This window comes from Caproiciproducens sp. CPB-2, assembly GCF_036287215.1.
Classification (GTDB): Bacteria; Bacillota; Clostridia; order Oscillospirales; family Acutalibacteraceae; genus Caproiciproducens.
Genome location: NZ_CP142860.1, coordinates 1,171,321 through 1,183,811, shown reverse-complemented (window position 1 = coordinate 1,183,811; position 12,491 = coordinate 1,171,321). Strand labels below are relative to the sequence as shown.

Sequence of the window (12,491 nt, the reverse complement as noted above, 5' to 3'; positions counted from 1 at the left end):
CAATTCCGCTAAAAGGAGGTGGCGATGATGAAAACCTGGGAAGAGATGACCAAAGATGGATATGTCATTCAGGGCAAGCAGAAGAATGTAGCTGTAAAGCAGATGAATCCGACATCCGACAATCTGGGTGAACTGATCAAATCGATCCTTACAAATTCGTATGTTGACAGCGTACTCCAAGAAAGAGAGAAGGTGTAAATATGCAGACACGAGTTTACTGCCTGTATCGTGTATCCACAGTAAAACAAGTAGATTTCAACGATGCGAACGAACCGGATCTTCCCATGCAGCGAAATGCCTGCCATTCGTTCGCGGATAGAATGGGGTGGTCCATTATCCATGAAGAGCAGGAGACCGGAGTCTCCGGTTTCAAAGTCAGCGCCGACCAACGCGATAAACTGCAGTTAATCAAGAAGTGTGCTGCTCAGGGTGAATTTGATGTGCTTCTGGTTTTCATGTTTGACCGTATCGGGAGAAAAGCCGATGAAACACCATTTGTCGTAGAATGGTTGCCCGAAACGGAATTCGGGTCTGGAGTGTACGGGAAGGAGAGCAGCGGTTTGACAGCCATGTCGACACTCTGCTGAACTACATCCGCTTTTGGCAGGCAGACGGTGAAAGCCAAAAAACCTCTGTTCGTACGAAGGAAGGAATGCGTCAGCTGGTCCTTAGCGGCGGATACCGGGGTGGAACGGTGCCGTATGGCTACCGCCTTGAGCCTACCGGAAAATTGAACAAACGAAAACGGGAAATATCCAAGCTGATCATTGACGAGAATGAAGCTGCCGTAGTCCGTAAAATATTTGAACTTTGCGTTTCTCATGGATTTGGCCGTCTTCGAACCGCTATTGAACTCAATCGGCTTGGCTTCCGAAATCGAAAGGGTGAAACCTGGAAGGAAGCGGCCATAGCGCATATTCTTCATAATCAGACTTATATTGGAATGTTGCACAGTGGAGAAACGATATCGGCACCTTTTGGAGAGTTGGCTATTGTTGATCGCAATATCTTTAATCATGCTCAACAAATTCTTCTTGACCGTCAATGCGAACAGCACTCGGTGCCCATGAATACAAAGGGTCGAGCACTGTTGTCAGGAAACGTATTCTGTGGACATTGCGGCGGCCGTCTGGTGTTGACGACGAATGGGAAAACAGTATATTTGGCCAGCGGAGAAAAAAAGGGAGTCAAAAGAATCCGATATATCTGCCATAACAAATCCCGAAAAAATTGCGAATGTGAGGGACAGACCGGATATACCTCGCATATTTTGGATGAACTGGTAGATTCGGTTGTCAGAGAACTGTTGGATCAACTCGGATTTGTGGATGAAAAGCGTCTGTTAAGCGATATTCATCTGAGGTCCGAACGTCAGCTGAATGAAAAAATACGGCTTGCATCGCAGAGGCTCAGAGAAGCCGAAGAGGAATACGAACTCTTAAAGCCGGAGATTTTAAAGACGCTGAAAGGAGCAGGGAAATTCCCTGTGGAACTTTTATCCGATATGGTCCGGGATGCTCAGGAAAAAGTTCAGCGTGCCGAAATGCAGCTGAACCTTCTGAAATCAGAGCGAAAGCTCTCCAGAGATCGGGCTAATACAGATTTGAAACATTTTAAAAAGGTCAAATGGGGGGATTTATATGAAAAAAGCAGTCCAGAGGTTAAGAAGATGATCGTCAACTATCTGATTCGGCGTATTGATGTTTTCCGCGGCTATTCGATTTGCATGGAAGTCAACAGCCTAATAGCCTTCATTTGAGCAAGTTCGTCTCATAAGGGGGTATTGCTTGTCCGGGAGCGCAACGTATCCGCTGTGCAACACCTCAGAGACTAAAAAAATTTGCGCCGCTTTTATCATCGCTTACGCAATGACAAAACCGCCGCTCCCCATTTTTGGGGTTAAAATTGAACATGGGGGTATAGCTCAGCTGGGAGCGCAAGCGCTCAGGTATGCGACCCCTCAAAAATGAGAAAAAGCAAAAAACTGAATAGCCGGGAAATCCAGTGAAATCAAGGGTTTCCGAACACATGGGGGTATAGCTCAGCTGGGAGAGCGCTTGAATGGCATTCAAGAGGTCAGCGGTTCGATCCCGCTTATCTCCACCAAAAACAATAAGCCACAAGGCCAAAACCTTGTGGCTTTCGTTTTACCTATCAGACCGGGCACTTGATAAAGAGCAAAGCATAAAAAGAGACGCCGTTGCACATTACTGCACACGACCGCGCCTCTTTTTTGCATATCATCCTTACCCCCTTCACGTATAGAAGCGGAAGCACTTGATTTGGCAGAAAAAAGTAATTATACTGAACCTATACTTTATAGAGAAGGGTGATTAAAATGCCGCGCGGATCACGTAAAAAGCCCATTGAAGAACAGATTGCGGATGTTGAATCCAAGATTCAGGAACTCCAGACGAAAAAGAAAGAACTGCTGGAGGCAAAAGAACAGGAAGATATCCGTCGACTTCTGGATGCCGTAAAAGAAGCCGGCACAACTCCCGAAGAACTTGTAAAGCAGCTTCTCTCTCAAAATGAAAATCAGTGATCTTTGATCGATAAAAACGAAGGCATGAGGGGAATTCCTGATGCCTTTGCTTTTTTATAAAGTGAGCGCAAGCATAAATAAATTTGGACAGAGCCATGTTTTCCGATTTGGAGAGCATGGCTCTTTTTTATACCCCGATATAAAATTCAGAAAAGAAAGGCGGAATGCTCCATGGTCTATGCAACCCTATCAAATTCAAACCGGCCCGGCTCACCTGCCGTGACAGTCGGCTTCCCCATCACGGAAAATGTATACGCGGATTTGGAGTCCATTGGTATCGGCAGCGCTACGGAGCGTGACTGTTATGCTGCTTCGGTCGGCGGTGACGTTCCGATCCTCAAGCGTCTTGAAAAGACTGCCGTGAACGTCGACGAGCTGGACTATCTCGTCAAACGGCTGGACAGCTTTGACCGGCGCGAGCTCGCACAGTTTCAGGGTGTGGCTGTCAGCCGCGGCTATTTTGACATGACCGATCTCATCAATCTGACCTTTTGTTGTCAGAGCGCAACGGTGGTGCAGAATTTTTCCGACCTCGCCTCCATTGGCCGCGCGCATTATCTGGACATCCATGGCGGCGCAACGGCAGAAGAACTGCAGTCAGTCGACGCCCGAAAGCTGGCCCTGTCCCTTCTGCTCAACGAGGACGGTAAGGTCACGCCTTACGGCGTCGTCTATGACAACGGCATGCAGCTGGAACAACTCTACGATGGACAGTACTATCCCGACTACCTGTACAGCGGCAATACCGTGCTGACTGTGGCGATGACGGATCGCAGATTTTCTGAAGATGCCACGCCGATCACCTGGCTGCACTTTCCTATAAACGACTGGCAGATAGAACGATCTGTCATTCGAACCGGGATCTCTGTTCCCGAAGACATGCGGCTGCGGTATTCCGACAGCGAGCTACCGAAGGAATTAACTGCGTTGCTGGGCGGCGAGAACCTCCATGACGTCAATGATCTATGCGCCGTCTTTGTAGAATTGGATCAGGGCTACCGGCAAAAGCTTGGCGCCGTCCTTCAGATGGTTCAGCCCGATGATCTTGTCCAAGCCTGGCAGATAGAACGATCTGTCATTCGAACCGGGATCTCTGTTCCCGAAGACATGCGGCTGCGGTATTCCGACAGCGAGCTAACTCTCTCTTATCTTTTATTCTTATGAAAGTTTCAATACTTCATAGCCGATACTTCTGACAACCTCGGCGAGCTTTTCAGGTTCCGTTGTCTGTTCATCGTACTGCACCTTGGCTTTACTGGAGTTGAACAAGATGGACACGGAATCCACTCCCGGAGCATTCTTCAGTACGGCCTCGATTTTCTGTGCACACATAGGACAGACCAGTTCGCCCAACTGCATGGTACATTTTTTCATATTAAATTCGCTCCTTTTTCATTGATATCATGATTTTAACATGGGTTGCTTATCAAATACTTGATGCAGATCAACTTTTTACAATCCATGATTTAAACTGCGCTTTTTCCATGGACTCATAACCCTTCATGATTTCTTTGTTCTATGAAGAAGCCGCATAGCATTCAGGATGACCACCAGGATACTTGCTTCATGTATAAACATGCCGCTTGCCATGCGGATATATCCGGCAAAAAGTCCCGCTAAAAGCAACAGCACCGTACCGACGGCAATCACGATATTCTGTTGCAGGACACTGACTGTTCTTTTTGCCAGCTTTATCGCCACCGGGATGCTCTCAAGGTTGGAGCGCATCAGAACCACATCCGAGGTTTCCACAGCCACATCTGTTCCGCCTCCCATGGCAATTCCTGTGTCAGCTGCAGCAAGTGCCGGGCTGTCATTAACGCCGTCCCCTACGAATGCAACGATTCTGCCTTCTCTTTGCATCTTCTGTATTACAGAAAGCTTGTTCTCCGGCAGAAGTTCTGCCTGCACTTCATCTATTCCAATCTCTGCTGCAACTGCTTCTGCTGTCTTACGATTATCTCCCGTGAGCATCACTGTCTTTTTGATGCCCAGACGCTTTAGATTTGCAATCGTTTCTGCTGCGCCATCCTTAATCTTGTCAGAAATAGCAAACAATAATAAAATCTTTTCATTCTCAGAAATCAGAACTGTGGATGCGCCATTCCTTTGTGCCTCTTGTAAATCTCGCTGCTGTTCCTTTGTCAGGGTGATTCCCTGTTCCGTCATCATCCGTTTGCTGCCTGCTATTATGACATTTCCATCTATGTCAGCACGAACTCCAAATCCTTTCAATGTCTCACTGGCAACCGCTTTTTCCACTGTAACATCCTGCTTCTTTACATAATTCACAATTGCCTTTGCCAGCGGATGATCGCTTGTACTTTCTAAGGCTGCCGCCAACTTCATAGCACCTGGAATATCTTCTGTGTAGCTGTAAACATTTGTCACATCAGGATGACCTGTAGTAAGTGTTCCTGTCTTATCAAACAGGAAGGTATCCACCTTGGCGAAGGTTGTCACGCTGTCACCGCCTTTTAACAACACACTGTCTCTCGCACCGCGGCCGATACCAGCCACGTTGGCTACCGGTGCCCCAATGACCAGGGCTCCCGGACATGCAAGGACAAGAACGGTGATCGCTGTATCCAGGTTACGGGTAATGAGCAGAACAAGTGCTGCAATTACAACGACTGCGGGTGTATACCATTTGGCAAACCTGTCAATAAATCGTTCCACCGGGGATTTCGCATCCTGTGCCTCCTCCACCAGTGCAATAATCTTGGAAAAGGTGGTATCCTCCCCCACACGGGTTGCACGCATCTGTAAGATTCCACTGTCAAGGATGGTTCCGGCATAGACCTGATCTCCAACCACCTTATGAATTGGAACGGATTCGCCGTTGATGCTTGCCTCATTCAGATACCCTTCTCCGAATTCGATGATACCATCAACGGCTACCTTTCCACCAGTCTTGACCAGCAGCAGGGTATCCTCTTTCACCTCATCTGCATCAATCTCCTCTGGTTCAGCTGTCTGGCTCTCCAATCTCCATGCAGTGGCGGGTGCCATCTCTGTAAGCATCCGGATGGCACTGCGGGTCTTCTGCAACGTACGCTGTTCCAGGTATGTTCCGAATTGGAAAAGAAATGTCACGATAGCTGCTTCGCTGTACTCTCCGATAAACAGTGCGCCAAATACTGCAATGCTCACTAAAACTTCAATGCCAATGGCTTTCATCCTCAGTCCTGTGATTGCCCGGAAGAAGATTGGCAATCCTGCTAGCACTGTGGCAACGAGATAACAAATGATTGTGGCTGTTCTCATATTTGTCAGTCGTTCTGCCAGATACCCTAAGACTGTCAGTATGCCTGCTGCAAATGTAAAAGGTGTCGTATACTTTTTAAGGAATTGATTCAGTTTTCGATTCCATTTACTCATGTGTATCTACCTCCTAACTGTCTGAATCGTAGCAGATCCTGTCAGGGAAGTAATTGACGTGTGTCAAAAAACTTATCTTCTTTGTGTCATGAGTCGATATGCAGTTGGCTCAGCGAATCAACATCAATGATTGTAATCTGTGTGGGATCATAGGTGATTAGGCCGTCTTTCCTCATTTTATTCAGTTCTCTTGACAGAGATGGCCTTTGAACCCCTATTTTTTCAGCCAGTTCTTTTTTGGTCATATTCAATTTAATTGTTGCGGATTTTTGAGCGTGGTATTCGTAAAGCAAAAACTCAATAATGCATTGTCGAATTGTCTTTAACGTTAATACTTTAATTTTGCCTGTTAAAATAAGCGTTTTGTCGGATACGGACTGGAGAAAACCCTTCAGAAACTTACTGTTATCCTGGCATAGCTTTAAAATCAATTCTTTCTTGATCTGGAGAATTTCCGCGTCACATTTGGCGGTGATTGTCATGGGATAAAAATTCCTGTGTGAAAACAAAAGGTTTTCTCCCATAACCTCGCCGGCAGAAAAACTGCAAATCGTGAGCAGATCCCCATTCGAATCAATTTTTTGTACCGAAACAGCCCCATTTAAAATGATGTCGAGGTTTTCACATTTTTCGTTCTGAAGATGTACCACGGAATCTTTGGAATAAGTTCTGATATGGTAAAGATTGTTTTGAAACAATTTATCCAACTCATCAGTAGAGAAGCAGTTAAACAGATCAACCGTTTCAAGTATCGAAAATAAATTATCCAAAATAGCACACCTTTCTTCAAAGGAGTAACCGTGGTTACTCCTTTCACTTTTGTTTTTGATTATAATACATAAGTATCAAAGATGAAAGGGGCCTTAAATGTTTTGGATAAAAAATATGAGAATCAGATTCTGAAATCGATGGATGCCGTGCGCGAAAAAGCACCAGATATCCCGCTTGATTATTTTTTTGATATCTGGAAGGGATTCTGGTTTGGTGAACAAAAGGCAGAAATGCCGTCCATAGCGGTATTGGGGACCGGTATTCCCGAATTATATATCCGAGCTGCCGGTGCGAACCCGCAATTTCTGCTTGGCGGTAATTACTTTACGGATCAATATGCGGAACAGGTGTTTCCGCAGATTTCGGACCCTGTATTGAAATCTGCAAGCAGCATTCTCTTTTCCGGGCAGCTTGCCCGCATGAGGGATATCATCGCCATGGTCGTGCCGGTGAGCAACGCCGACACGCGCAAAGTCCTGCCTTATTTAAAGGATTTGGGGCATCCGGTGATCGTGGTGGAGGAGGAGCCGTTTCTGAATTCAAAAGCCACCCTGCGGTTTCAGTCGTCACAAATGGATTTTGTTATGGAGCTGCAAAAGCTCACACATCGGCCGGTCACCGCCAAGAGCATACGAACTGCCGCGAAGCAGATCACCAGCGCGCATCATGCCCTCCGTTGCCTGAAGGCTATGGACATTCCGCAAATCGCAAAGGATTTTATCAATCAGACCTATTATCTTGCTCCTGACATTCATGAATGGACTGACCACGTGAATGGATTGGCCAAAGAAAATTTGAAACCGATGTCCGAAAACCGGTCTCGTCTGCTTCTGATCGGATCGCCGATCTTTTTCCCTAATGCCAAAATTCCGTCCGTACTACATAATGTTGGTATCCGCGATTATGAGAATCTCTGCGGAATCCCCGATCCGGAGGATTATACGGAGCTTATGAAGCGTGATCCTTCCTCACTGAATTCAATGTTCAGGGAGCTACATGAAATTCATTACAGATCGGCACGAAACGATATTGCCCGCGTGCTGTGTTCTGATACCTCTTTCCTGCAAAACACTGGAGGCGTAATCTACCATCTTCTCAAGGGACAGCTCATGTATGCTTATGAAGCGGAGCGGATCGAAAAAGCCGCGATCAGAGCGGGGATTCCGTTTGTCTGCATTGAAACGGATTATACGAATGCCGATACCGAACAGATCAGAATTCGCCTGGAAGCGTTTTCTGAACTGCTGATGCAGACCGGAAGACTGTCCGCGGTAGTATAAAAATGAATATTCATCAGCTTAAAAACTCAAAACGATCAAGGAGGAACTTATGTCATTCAGCTTTCTTTTACAAGAACTGCATCAAAAGACTGTGGAAAAGAAAAAAGCGGCAAAAGCGCACCGCGGAATTATGACCGTCGTGATAGCAGCCGCTCTTGTCACAATCGTATTTTTCGCTGTCAAAACAAATCTTGCGCGGAGCCCGGCAGTCGGAACCTCAGCGCACGCAAGCAATATAACACAAAACGCCGGGAGTGCGGCCCAGCCAAACGGCGGTAATCAAACCGAAACCGCTATGCAGGCAAAAACACTTAAGCGCATCGAAAATGTTGCCTCTATTTTTGGTATTGCTGTATTGACATCGGGAGGCATGATAATCTATTACAAAAAAAAGAAAAACCGCATTGAACCGCTTCCGGTACTGCAGAGTGAGGGGGAGACACATTGAAACAGCGTAAAATTACGGCTTTCCGTATCATGTGTCTACTGATTGCCGTTGTCGCACTCGTTTTTCTGGGAAGCGGATACCGGATTATTATTTTGTTGCTCAGCATCTTCAGCGCTCTGGTTTTTGGGCGTCTCTGGTGCGGCTATGTCTGCCCGCTGGGCTTTTATCAGGAACTGCTGTCAATGCTTCGGAAAAGGCTGCATATCCCAACATTCCATGTGTCATTAAAAGCAAAGTCCTATTTGCGTCCGCTGAAATGGATCATACTTGTGTATTTTCTGGCTAGTGTTTTGTTTTTTGGAATGCGCCCGGTTATGTACATACGGCCCGACCTTTCCTTCAGCAGCGCGGATATGAGTATTTATAAAATCATCATCGTAGGCGTCGTGACGGGAATTTGCTTTTTGAAAGAACGGGCGTTCTGTAAATACTGCCCGTTAGGGACACTCCGAGGCTTTGTCAATAAAATCAGTTTCGGAAAAATAAAAAAAGACAGCACTGCGTGTACACACTGCCGTGCTTGTCTTGAATGCTGCCCCATGGATATCCGTTCCATTTATGAGGAACGCAGCAAATCCGATATCACTCACTCAGACTGTATTTACTGTATGAAGTGCATTGAGGCATGCCCGGAACAGGATGTGCTTTCCTTTACCTTGTTCGGGAAAACGGTATTGTCATCCAAACGGAATATAAAGCAGGTGAAATAATGGAAGATCGTACATTGGAACGTTATAAGAGAAATATTTCGCGCGTGTCCGCAGGCTCCCTGAAACAGTTGACATCCTCGCGGGATATTCCTGAGGGGCTTGGATATTTCACTGATGTCCTCAGAAAAACATTTGTCGATTTTGAGAAGGATGACAACGAGTACATTGGCAGCTACTGCGTGATGGTGCCGGATGAAATGATATACGCGTTTGGTTACAGGCCGCTTCGCTTATGCGCTGGGCACAGCGTTGCGGCAATGATCGGAGACGAGATTGTCCCGCGTGACGCCTGCCCGGTTTTGAAAGCAACCGCCGGTTTTCACGCAATGCGCGTCATGCCAATCTATCAGCAGTGCAAGTTTGCGGTGCTGCCGATGACCTGCGATGGCAAACGAAAGAGCGCGGCGCTTTTGTCGCAGTACCTTCCGGTTATCCCTTTGCCGCTTGAGATGGATAAGTCGGAGGATCGTTTTGCGCAGAATTTGCAAAACATGCACGCGCTCATGAAAAGTATTTCCAAAGAAACGGGCCGCAGGTTTTCCAACCGAAAACTGATCGAATCATGCAAAAGCATTAATGCGGCACAGCAAGAAGCATACAAACTATACGCTCTGCTCTCATCTGACAATCCGTCTGTCATGGGTTCACAGGTTATGGCTGTGCTTAACAGCTATTGCTATGATACACCGGAAAGCTGGACGCAGCATGCGAAAATGCTGAATGCCGGACTCTCTCACAAAGCGGCTGTAATGCAACCGCTTAAGAGGAAAAAACCGCGTATCTTTATTGCGGGCTCTCCCATTACATTTCCAAACTATAAACTGCCGTTTTTGATGGAAAGTCTGGGGGCGCAGATCGTCGGAGACGAGACGTGTATGGCGGGGCGGCTTTTATATGACCCGGTTGTTCCTGACGATTACAGTACGGATGGTATCTTGCGTGCGCTTACGGCACGATATGTCTGCGCATGTACGTGCCCGGTATTCGAGCAGACGGATGACCGTCTCAGCAGTCTCACAGAAAAGTTGCGTCAGACGAAGGCGGAGGGCGTTATCTATCATATCCTGCGCGGCTGTACGCCTTACGATTTCGAGCTGTCAATGGTGGAACAGCTGGCGGAAAAATTGAATATTCCGGTTCTGCGTGTTGAAACTGATTTTTCCGCCGAAGATGCCGAACAGGTGAAAATCCGTCTGGAAGCGTTTGTTGAATTGATAGAGCAAAGGAGATAAATACATGGGAAACTATTATGTGGGACTGGATGCCGGTTCAACTTACCTGAAAGCGGCATTAATAAAGGATAACCGTGTTTTAGGTGCGGAACTCCTTCCGACGGGCATCGACTGCGAAGAAACCGCGGCGAAGCTGCTTGAAAAAATCTATATGGATGAAGGTATCACACGCGATAATATCGCCGTAATCACCGCAACCGGATACAGCAGGCGCAGTATCGGCCTTGCGGACGCTACGATTTCAGAAATCACCGCTCATGCCTGCGGTGTACAGCTGACGGCCCCCGAAAATGTGCACCCGCGTCTGATTATTGATATCGGAGGCCAGGACAGCAAGATCATCAGCCTTGGTCTCGATGGACATATCGTGAATTTTACAATGAACGATAAATGCGCCGCTGGAACAGGAAAATTTCTGGAGGTTGTGGCTGATCTTTTGGAAACCACAATCGATCAGATTGCTTCACTTGCGAAAGAGAGTACTGACCCCTGCCAAATCAACAGCACCTGCGCCGTTTTTGCCCAGACGGAAGTGATCTCTCTCCTTGCTCAAAAGAAGAGCCGGAATGACATCCTTGCCGGTATGCACATCTCCATGGCAAACCGTATTGCCAAACTGGCACGCAAATATAAATCGGACGGTGATGTGTTGATGACCGGAGGCGGCGCTAACAATGACGCTCTTCGATCAGCTCTGGAAGATGAACTGATGTGCGATATTTACAAGGCAAATTATCCACAGTTCAACGGTGCAATCGGGGCTGCTTTAATTGGCATGCAGAACGCTGAAAAGGAATTTAAAAGTTATGAGGAAACTGAAAATCATAAGGGCACTATCCAGAAGTTTACTGGTAGGTGATGTAAAGGCAGCGCTCCATGTACTAGAATGTACCGGGGCAAGCCGGTGATATTCAGTAACAAAATAATGATAAGGGCAAACTTGTCGAAAGACTGGGACGCAAAGCCAAGGATCTAAAGCGTTTAAATAACGCTATGACAGCCTGGTTGCAAAGAATGTCCTGAGTCTGTCCTTTTGACAGGATCAGGGCATTCTTTGCAATGTACATTGGAACGGAAAAATTAAGAACATGGCGCTACCCGCCAACAAAAAAAACGTGAGTTTGGCGGGTCTATTCTTATGCCTGAATAAACACGTACCCTCCAGACTTGCAGGTTTGGAGGGCTTTTCTATGCGCATTCGATATGCTCTGAACTTCAGGCGGCCGCTCGGTAACAGCGGCCGAGCGTGATGTAGCGGACTACAATCTGCTGCACATCGCTTTTCTAACCGGTAGCTTGTCAAAAAAAGCCTGTGCTTTTCAAGGGAGCAACGCGGGCAGCAATACGAACCACCAGAGCAGGTAGAATATGAAATAATTTACAGGGGCGAACCTGTGGGCAACCATGCTCACAAGTACGCTCCTGTTTTGTTGTTTGCAGCTATACCGCGCTGCCGGGCTCCGCCGCTTGTTCTTCATTTCCGGATTTCAACAATCACGAAATGGAGGACAAGCCTTATGGCAAAGTATCAGAAAAGAACGGATTACCATGCGAAATATCCCGGTGTGAGCAAAGAAATCATTGAGGTCTTGGAGAAAAGCGACCGACAGATGGAATATTTGCAGTATGACATCAAAGTCGAGCGATGCCGGATCGATTCTGTGAGCGGCGCCGTTACATATCTCCCCAGCAGGGAGGACTCCTATGAACGGCTTCTGGAGGAAAACAAGCAGTTTATCGCCGCTGGCGAGGGCGTGGACGATGCCGCAATCAAGACCGTGATGATCGAAAAAATGCTGACCTGCCTCAAGCAGCTCAGCACGGAGGAACAGAAATTGATCACTGCTCTGTTTTTCAAAGGCAAAAGTGAGCATCAGGTGTCCAGAGAAATCGGCATCGCCCAACGAACCATTCATGACCGGAAGATAAAAATTCTGGCGAAGTTAAAAAAACTTATGGAAAAGTAAAAAAAATTTTCTGCTTGTCCCCCTTGCTCAACATAGAAATGAGTGAGGGGGACATCTCCACAATTCCATAGGCTCATATGAATACTGACTGTGACATCATCTCGGATTTTTCTTTGATTTCTCCCAAATATATTTGAGAATTCGACAGTTACGTTGT

General features: G+C 46.9%; 14 protein-coding genes, 1 tRNA gene and 1 riboswitch. Of the genes, 12 read left to right on the top strand and 3 right to left on the bottom strand.

Annotated elements, in window-relative coordinates:
- Nucleotides 1–24 precede the first annotated feature (24 nt).
- The 6 genes from VXK30_RS05860 to VXK30_RS05835 all read left to right on the top strand — a co-directional run bounded on the left by VXK30_RS05860 (nt 25) and on the right by VXK30_RS05835 (nt 3,709).
- Nucleotides 25–198 carry a hypothetical protein gene (locus tag VXK30_RS05860; protein ID WP_275717840.1) on the top strand — a complete coding sequence of 58 codons (174 nt, stop codon included), beginning with the start codon at nt 25–27 and terminating at the stop codon, nt 196–198.
- 2 nt (nt 199–200) lie between these two features.
- On the top strand, nt 201–587 hold the full coding sequence (locus VXK30_RS05855; protein ID WP_275717841.1) for a recombinase family protein: 387 nt from the start codon (nt 201–203) through the stop codon (nt 585–587).
- Between the two features lie 65 nt (nt 588–652).
- Complete coding sequence (locus tag VXK30_RS05850) at nt 653–1,759, top strand: recombinase family protein (protein ID WP_275717842.1); 1,107 nt, start codon at nt 653–655, stop codon at nt 1,757–1,759.
- 271 nt (nt 1,760–2,030) lie between these two features.
- Nucleotides 2,031–2,106, top strand: a tRNA-Ala gene (locus tag VXK30_RS05845).
- A gap of 232 nt (nt 2,107–2,338) precedes the next feature.
- On the top strand, nt 2,339–2,545 hold the full coding sequence (locus VXK30_RS05840) for a hypothetical protein (protein WP_187034857.1): 207 nt from the start codon (nt 2,339–2,341) through the stop codon (nt 2,543–2,545).
- 171 nt (nt 2,546–2,716) lie between these two features.
- Nucleotides 2,717–3,709 carry a hypothetical protein gene (locus VXK30_RS05835; RefSeq protein WP_275717843.1) on the top strand — a complete coding sequence of 331 codons (993 nt, stop codon included), beginning with the start codon at nt 2,717–2,719 and terminating at the stop codon, nt 3,707–3,709.
- Here VXK30_RS05835 and VXK30_RS05830 read toward each other — a convergent pair.
- From VXK30_RS05830 to VXK30_RS05820, 3 genes are all read right to left on the bottom strand, one after another.
- Entirely contained in the window at nt 3,704–3,919 is a 216-nt protein-coding gene (locus VXK30_RS05830; protein ID WP_275717844.1) for a heavy-metal-associated domain-containing protein, read from the bottom strand. The genes VXK30_RS05835 and VXK30_RS05830 overlap by 6 nt on opposite strands.
- A 126-nt stretch (nt 3,920–4,045) precedes the next feature.
- Nucleotides 4,046–5,926, bottom strand: coding sequence for a heavy metal translocating P-type ATPase (locus VXK30_RS05825; protein ID WP_275717845.1), 1,881 nt, complete (start codon nt 5,924–5,926; stop codon nt 4,046–4,048).
- Nucleotides 5,927–6,012: 86 nt separating this feature from the next.
- Nucleotides 6,013–6,696: a Crp/Fnr family transcriptional regulator gene (locus VXK30_RS05820; protein WP_275717846.1), complete on the bottom strand. Its 684-nt coding sequence runs from the start codon at nt 6,694–6,696 to the stop codon at nt 6,013–6,015.
- A gap of 102 nt (nt 6,697–6,798) precedes the next feature.
- Between VXK30_RS05820 and VXK30_RS05815 the strand changes: the two genes are divergently transcribed.
- The 6 genes from VXK30_RS05815 (at nt 6,799) to VXK30_RS05790 (ending at nt 12,334) form a co-directional block, all read left to right on the top strand.
- Nucleotides 6,799–7,977, top strand: a complete 1,179-nt coding sequence (locus tag VXK30_RS05815) for a 2-hydroxyacyl-CoA dehydratase family protein (protein WP_275717847.1) — start codon at nt 6,799–6,801, stop codon at nt 7,975–7,977.
- A gap of 49 nt (nt 7,978–8,026) precedes the next feature.
- Nucleotides 8,027–8,425, top strand: coding sequence for a hypothetical protein (locus VXK30_RS05810; protein WP_275717848.1), 399 nt, complete (start codon nt 8,027–8,029; stop codon nt 8,423–8,425).
- On the top strand, nt 8,422–9,135 hold the full coding sequence (locus tag VXK30_RS05805) for a 4Fe-4S binding protein (RefSeq protein ID WP_275717849.1): 714 nt from the start codon (nt 8,422–8,424) through the stop codon (nt 9,133–9,135). Before VXK30_RS05810 ends, VXK30_RS05805 begins: the two co-directional genes overlap by 4 nt.
- Nucleotides 9,051–10,367, top strand: coding sequence for a 2-hydroxyacyl-CoA dehydratase subunit D (locus VXK30_RS05800; RefSeq protein ID WP_329494311.1), 1,317 nt, complete (start codon nt 9,051–9,053; stop codon nt 10,365–10,367). Before VXK30_RS05805 ends, VXK30_RS05800 begins: the two co-directional genes overlap by 85 nt.
- 4 nt (nt 10,368–10,371) lie before the next feature.
- Nucleotides 10,372–11,226 carry an acyl-CoA dehydratase activase gene (locus VXK30_RS05795; RefSeq protein ID WP_275717851.1) on the top strand — a complete coding sequence of 285 codons (855 nt, stop codon included), beginning with the start codon at nt 10,372–10,374 and terminating at the stop codon, nt 11,224–11,226.
- Between the two features lie 64 nt (nt 11,227–11,290).
- A riboswitch (cyclic di-GMP riboswitch) is annotated at nt 11,291–11,380 on the top strand.
- Nucleotides 11,381–11,884: 504 nt separating this feature from the next.
- The gene (locus VXK30_RS05790; protein WP_275717852.1) at nt 11,885–12,334 is read left to right on the top strand and encodes a sigma factor-like helix-turn-helix DNA-binding protein; all 450 of its coding nucleotides are present in this window, start codon (nt 11,885–11,887) and stop codon (nt 12,332–12,334) included.
- Nucleotides 12,335–12,491: the final 157 nt, after the last annotated feature.